At 71.6% G+C, this 6,343-nt stretch carries 7 protein-coding genes; all 7 read left to right on the top strand.

Annotated features, from left to right (window positions below):
• Window positions 1-285: 285 nt before the first annotated feature.
• The 7 genes from ACFVHI_RS36460 to ACFVHI_RS36490 all read left to right on the top strand — a co-directional run bounded on the left by ACFVHI_RS36460 (window position 286) and on the right by ACFVHI_RS36490 (window position 6,295).
• Complete coding sequence (locus ACFVHI_RS36460; RefSeq protein WP_347878554.1) at window positions 286-1,377, top strand: DUF881 domain-containing protein; 1,092 nt, start codon at window positions 286-288, stop codon at window positions 1,375-1,377.
• Entirely contained in the window at window positions 1,374-1,706 is a 333-nt protein-coding gene (locus ACFVHI_RS36465; RefSeq protein WP_030062488.1) for a small basic family protein, read from the top strand. The genes ACFVHI_RS36460 and ACFVHI_RS36465 overlap by 4 nt, the downstream gene beginning before the upstream one ends.
• Window positions 1,690-2,823 (top strand): DUF881 domain-containing protein, encoded by a 1,134-nt coding sequence (locus ACFVHI_RS36470; protein ID WP_380346317.1) that lies wholly within the window; start codon window positions 1,690-1,692, stop codon window positions 2,821-2,823. The genes ACFVHI_RS36465 and ACFVHI_RS36470 overlap by 17 nt, the downstream gene beginning before the upstream one ends.
• Window positions 2,824-3,049: 226 nt before the next feature.
• Window positions 3,050-3,931 (top strand): FHA domain-containing protein, encoded by an 882-nt coding sequence (locus tag ACFVHI_RS36475; RefSeq protein WP_079136055.1) that lies wholly within the window; start codon window positions 3,050-3,052, stop codon window positions 3,929-3,931.
• Between the two features lie 179 nt (window positions 3,932-4,110).
• A complete protein-coding gene (locus ACFVHI_RS36480) occupies window positions 4,111-4,803 on the top strand; it encodes a MerR family transcriptional regulator (protein ID WP_208869207.1) in 693 nt (230 codons plus the stop codon).
• Between the two features lie 133 nt (window positions 4,804-4,936).
• Window positions 4,937-5,413 carry a bifunctional nuclease family protein gene (locus ACFVHI_RS36485; RefSeq protein WP_063350203.1) on the top strand — a complete coding sequence of 159 codons (477 nt, stop codon included), beginning with the start codon at window positions 4,937-4,939 and terminating at the stop codon, window positions 5,411-5,413.
• Window positions 5,414-5,650: 237 nt separating this feature from the next.
• Window positions 5,651-6,295: a MerR family transcriptional regulator gene (locus tag ACFVHI_RS36490; RefSeq protein ID WP_380346320.1), complete on the top strand. Its 645-nt coding sequence runs from the start codon at window positions 5,651-5,653 to the stop codon at window positions 6,293-6,295.
• Window positions 6,296-6,343 lie beyond the last annotated feature (48 nt).

The following is a 6,343-nucleotide window of genomic DNA, read 5'->3' on the forward strand; positions in this document are numbered from 1 at the left end:
GGACTCACCTTACGGCGTGCGGGCTGACCGGCGGTAAACGGTCCCGGGCCGAGGAATGAGGGGTGGAGGTGGAACCGGGCGGGCGGGGGGGGGGGGGTCGCGGGGGCGGGGGGGTGCCCCCACCGGCCTGATCGCCCGCCGGTCCTGCGGGGGGGGGGGCGCGGCTTGGCCCCCCCGCCCCGCTGTCCGTTTTCACACTGTTCGCAATGATCCGTCACTTTGTGTCGTGTGTGCAGCTCAGGGGGTGTGCGTGGGCCCCTTCGCCGACGTGGGACGATGGTCCGCATGCCAGCGACGCCGACGCCGAGTGCCCCGAACGGACGGTACAACCGTCCGGACGCCTCGATGTCCCTGCTGACCAACGTCATGGACCACAGCCTCGACGAGGGCTACGCCGAGGCGGCCGCGGCGCGGGGCGGAGACCACGACAGCCGGATACCCAGGACGGTCCGAGGCCTGCTCACGCTGGGCGCCGGGCTGGCGTTGGTCGGGGTCGTGGTGACGGTCGGCGCGGTGAACGCGCACAAGGCGGAGCCGACGCTGGCCAAGGAGCGGGACGCGCTGATCCACCGGATCAACGACACCAACGGCTCGGCCGACCACCTCCAGCAGCAGGTGCAGGACCTGCGGCGCAAGGTCGAGAGCACGCAGCAGCAGGCGCTCGCCACGGGCGACGGCGACGAGGGCGGTCTGACCGGCGCGGTGGGCCTGGGCGAGGTCGCGGGGCCGGGCGTCAAGCTGGTCCTGGAGGACGCGGCGGGGACCGGCGGCGGGGGGAACGTCGACCCGCGGGCCGGGCAGGGCTTCTCCAACAGCGGCCGGCTGCGGGACCGCGACCTCCAGCTGGTGGTGAACGGCCTGTGGGGATCCGGCGCGGAAGCCGTGGCGATCAACGGCCAGCGGCTCACCGCGCTCTCGGCGATCCGGGCCGCGGGCGAGGCGGTGCTGGTGGACAACCGGCCGCTCGTCCCGCCGTACAACATCCAGGCGATCGGGGACGGGCCGAAGCTGCTCACCGCCTTCGAGAACGACATGGCCGGGCAGTACCTGCGGCTGCTCCAGGAGAAGTACGGCATCAAGTCGACCATGTCCGCGCAGAAGAGCCTGACGCTGCCGGCCGCGGTGGGTGTGACGCTGCGGACCGCCCAGCCGGTCACGCCCGAGTCTTCGCCCCCGGCGTCCTCGTCGGCGGCTTCGGTCACCCCGACGCCGTCACCCACCGCCGGAACCTCCGGGAGTCCGAGCGCGTCCGTTTCACCGTCTGCGGGCACCGGGCGGCGTACGCCGAGCGGGTCCGCGAAGACTACGACAGCCCACTCGTCCACGACGGCCCCGACCGGGTCGTCGTCCGCAGGGACAGGAGCAGCTAGACCGTGATTGCCGTACTGGGTCTCGTGATCGGGGTGGTCGTCGGACTCTTCGTCCAGCCCGAGGTGCCGGACGCCGTCGTGCCGTACCTGCCGATCGCGGTGGTGGCGGCGCTGGACGCCGTGTTCGGCGGCGTCCGGGCGATGCTGGACGGGATCTTCAACGACAAGGTGTTCATCGTCTCGTTCCTGTCGAACGTGGTGGTCGCGGCACTGATCGTCTTCCTCGGTGACCAGCTGGGCGTCGGCTCGCAGCTGTCCACGGGTGTGGTCGTCGTCCTCGGCATCCGCATCTTCTCCAACGCGGCCGCGATTCGGCGCCATGTCTTCCGCGCCTGAGCCGGGCCGCGGGGCGGCGGAGGAGCACGCGGACGGCGGCGGGAACGCGTTGGAACGGGCCGCCGAGGCGCCGGGGCCGGAGTCGGCGGCCGAGGCGGGCCCGGCCGAGCCGGTGGACGGGGCCGGGGAGGTCCGGCACGCCGACCAGGCCGACCAGACCGAGGAGCCGGAGAAGGCCGAGGGGCCTGTGGCGGCGGTGGAGGAGCCCGAGGAGCGGGCTGCGGTGAAGTCTGACGCTAAGCCTGAGCTTGATGCGGAGGCGGCGCCCGCGCCCGTGGTGCGGCTCGCGAAGGCCGCGGCGCCTGAGCCCGGGCCTGTGTCTGAACTCGGGCCTGCGTCTGAGTCCGAGCCTGCGTCCGAGCCCGTGGCGGAGCCAGCCGCGGTGGACCGCAGTGCGGGGCGGCGGCGCCTCAAGGCGGCCCTGTGGCCGCCGCGGATGTCGCGCGGGCAGCTGGTGGTGGCGCTGCTGCTGTTCTCGCTCGGCCTGGGGCTGGCGATCCAGGTGCGGTCGACCAACGACCACCACAGCCAGCTCCGCGGGGCCCGCCAGGAGGACCTGGTGCGCATCCTCGACGAACTGGACAGCCGCCAGCAGCGTCTTCAGCAGGAGAAGGCGGAGTTGGAGCAGTCCCTGGCCAAGTTGGAGAACAGTTCCAACCAGGCCAAGGAGGCCCAGGAACAGACCAGGAAGAAGGCGACGGAGCTCGGCGTGCTCGCCGGTACCGTCAAAGCCACTGGTCCGGGCATCGTACTCACGGTCGATGATCCCCAAGGGCAGGTGAAGGCAGATATGCTGCTGGACACCCTGCAAGAACTTCGAGCGGCGGGGGCGGAGGCGATTCAGATCAACGATGTGCGCGTGGTGGTCAACACCTACTTCACCGACGTGTCGGGCGGCGGGGTGCAGATCGACGGGAAGAAGGTCTCGCAGCCCTATCGGTTCACCGTCGTGGGGAACCCGCAGGATCTGACACCCGCGCTGAACATCCCGGGGGGTGTCGTCCGTACTCTGGAGAGTCACCAGGCGCGGGCGACGATCACCCAGCAGCAGAAGGTGGTCGTCGACGCCCTCGTGGATCTGAAGACGCCGCAGTACGCCAAGCCGGCTTCGAAGTGACGGGGCGCCCGACGAACAGCCCGTCATCCGCGGGCGGCACCCGGTGCGGGGCGCCGCCGTCGCGTGGGCGAGACTGGGTCGTACCAGCACGCACCGGAGCACCAATCGCAGTACCGACCGTCGGAGTACCACTCCAGCAGGCCCGGTCCGCAACCGGGCCCGCAGCCTGTCCGAGGTTCTCACCCTGCCCCGCGGGCGGGTCTGTCACACGCAAGGGGATTCGCCCGTGAGTTTCTTCTCGAAGTTGTTCGGTCGTAACAAGGGCCGTGGCGCGGCCTCCGTCGAGGCGCCCACTGCGCGGCACCGCCGGCCCGAGGACGAGGCCGCCGTGCCGGGCATGCGCCCCGCCCCCGAGGGGGCGGCGTACGCCGAGCAGCAGCTGTTCCGGGACGGCGCGGCCGCCCAGTACGCAGGGAATCCGGTGGGTTACGGCGCGTCGGTTGACCCTTCCGGCGACCCGCGCATAGGTTTCCAGTCAGGACCCTCAAGCTCTGGTGGAGGGTTTGCCCCGGACCCGTACGCCGGGCACAACCCGTCGGGTGTGCCGCGCCAGGAGGCTGTGAACATGGCTGGCCCCACTCCGTGCCCCAGGTGCGGCAACCAGAACCCGGCCGCGGCCCGGTTCTGCTCCAACTGCGGTACGGCCCTGCGCGGTGGCCTGCTTCCGGAGGGGGCGGCGGAGACCACGTCGACCATCTCCATCTCCGGCCTGGAGTCGTACGACCCCAACACCACGACCGGCACCGGCGCCACGCCGGCCCTGTCGGCCGAGGTGCTGTCGGCGATCGACGCGCTGCCGCCGGGCTCGGCCCTGCTGATCGTCCAGCGCGGTCCGAACTCGGGCAGCCGCTTCCTGCTGGACTCGGACGTCACCACGGCCGGCCGTCACCCGCAGGGCGACATCTTCCTGGACGACGTCACGGTCTCGCGGCGCCACGTGGAGTTCCGCCGGACGCGGGCCGGGTTCAGCGTCGCGGACGTCGGCAGCCTCAACGGCACCTACGTCAACCGGGAGCGGATCGACGAGGTGTCGCTGAACAACGGTGACGAGGTGCAGATCGGGAAGTACCGGCTGGTGTTCTTCGCCGGCCACAACCGGGGGTACTGAACCCAACGTCGGTAGGAGCCCGAGTGAGTACGAATACCCCTTCATCTTCTCTCGGGGCGGCCACCCCCGCATCGTCCGGTCCGCAGGCGGACCGCGGCGGGCGCGGGGTGGTCGCGGGCCCCAGGCAGCCGATCCGCCCGGACCGGCCGGGTGGGCGGCGGCGCGGCGGTGACGAGCTGCTGAGCATCGGCGCGGTGTTGACCTTCCTGCGCGACGACTTCCCCGAGGTCACCATCTCCAAGATCAGGTTCCTGGAGGCGGAGGGCCTGGTCGAGCCGCAGCGCACGCCCTCGGGGTACCGCAAGTTCAGTCCGGCCGACGTCGAGCGGCTGGCCTACGTCCTGCGGATGCAGCGTGACCACTACCTGCCGCTGCGGGTGATCCGCGAGCACCTGGACGCCATCGAGCGCGGTGAGGCACCGCCCGCGCTGCCGTCCGCCGACACCCGGCCCGGGCCCGTGGAGGAGGCGGACCGGGAGCTGGGGGCTTCGGCCGACGTCCCGTCCGGAGTCCGGCTGGGGCGTGCCGAACTGCTGGCGGCCGCCGAGTCCGGGGAGCGCGAGCTCTCCGAGTGGGAGTCCTACGGTCTGGTCGCGCCCGGCCCGGACGGCGGGTACGACGGCGAGGCGCTGCAGGTGGCCCGGCTGGTCGCGGAACTCGGCCGGTACGGGCTGGAGCCGCGGCACCTGCGGGCCATGAAGGCCGCGGCGGACCGGGAGATCGCGCTGGTGGAACAGGTGGTGGCGCCGCTGCGCCGGCACCGGAACCCGCAGACCAGGGCCCATGCCGAGGCCACTGCGCGGGAGCTGGCGACACTGTCCGTGCGGCTGCACGCGGCGATGGTCCAGGCCGGTCTGCGCGGCCGCGGATAGCGTCCCCGCGGGGTTCCTGCGGGGCTCCTGCGGCTGTCCGTCCAGGGCCCCGGCTGACCGCAGTGCACCGCGCTGACCAGGGGCGTCGGCCCTGCGCTTTCATATCCGGGGCCTGAGCCATAGGGTTGCCTGTGTGAATGAGCTCGACGTCGTGGGTGTCCGAGTGGAGATGCCTTCCAACCAGCCGATCGTGCTGCTGCGGGAGGTCGGGGGCGATCGGTACCTGCCGATCTGGATCGGTCCCGGCGAGGCGACCGCGATCGCCTTCGCCCAGCAGGGCATGACGCCGGTCCGCCCGCTGACGCACGACCTGTTCAAGGACGTCCTGGAGGCGCTCGGGCAGCAGCTCACCGAGGTCCGGATCACCGACCTGCGGGAGGGCGTCTTCTATGCCGAGCTGGTCTTCACCGGCGGGGTCGAGGTGAGCGCCCGGCCGTCCGACGCGATAGCGCTGGCCCTGCGCACCGGCACGCCGATCTACGGGAGCGAGGAGGTGCTCGCCGAGGCGGGCATCGCGATCCCGGACGAGCAGGAGGACGAGGTCGAGAAGTTCCGCGAGTTCCTCGACCAGGTGTCGCCCGAGGACTTCGGGGGCAGCGGTCCGCAGTAGCGCGGACCGGATTTCCCTATAGGTCAGGCCGTTGTTTGGCTTGCCGTTTTGCCAAAAACCGTCGACCTACCCACACTAGGGGCACGAAAAACCACTCTCCTGAGTGATGTGGTTTGGCTGGCCCGGCGTGGCGATCGTTGACGGGTCATAGGGGACTGCCTACCGTCAGGAGTGGCTGTCCGGGTGACCGATGCCCGCAGTTCGGGTTGCCCGCAGCACCAGTGGACGGAGGCAGGCATGAGCAGCACCGGCGATGGCACGGCCGTGGGAGGCCTGTGTGCCGTGCACCTGCCGCGCACCGCTCGCACCGTGACGAACCTGCCCCGGGTGGGCAGGTTCCCGGCCGTGCAGCCGGGTCAGCCCGACATCGAGCGGCTGGCCCCGACGTCCGAACTGATCGGCTACCGCGGTCCGACGGCCTGCGCGGCGGCCGGCATCACGTACCGCCAGCTGGACTACTGGGCCCGGACCGGACTGCTGGAGCCCAGCGTCCGTTCGGCGTACCCGGCCACCAGCCAGCGGCTCTACAGCTTCCGCGACATCCTGCTGCTGAAGATCGTGAAGCGGCTGCTCGACGCGGGCGTCTCGCTGCAGAACATCCGGGTGGCGGTCGCCCATCTGCAGGCGGCCGAGCAGGGCGACCTGGCCGGGATGACGCTGATGTGCGACGGCGCCACGGTGTACGAGTGCACCACGCCGCAGCAGGTGGTGGACCTGCTGAAGGGCGGTCAGGGGGTGTTCGGCATCGCGGTGGGAGTGGTCTGGCGGGAGCTGGAGCTCACGCTCGGGCGGCTGCACGCGGAGCGCACCGACACCGGCGAGACGCTGGTCGGCCACGACCCGTCCGACGAGCTGGCCCAGCGGCGCAACCGGGCGGTCTGACCGCAGAACTGACGAGGCCGCGGGCCCGGACGGGGAACCGTCCGGGCC

This window comes from Kitasatospora sp. NPDC127121 (assembly GCF_042677305.1).
Classification (GTDB): domain Bacteria; phylum Actinomycetota; class Actinomycetes; order Streptomycetales; family Streptomycetaceae; genus Kitasatospora.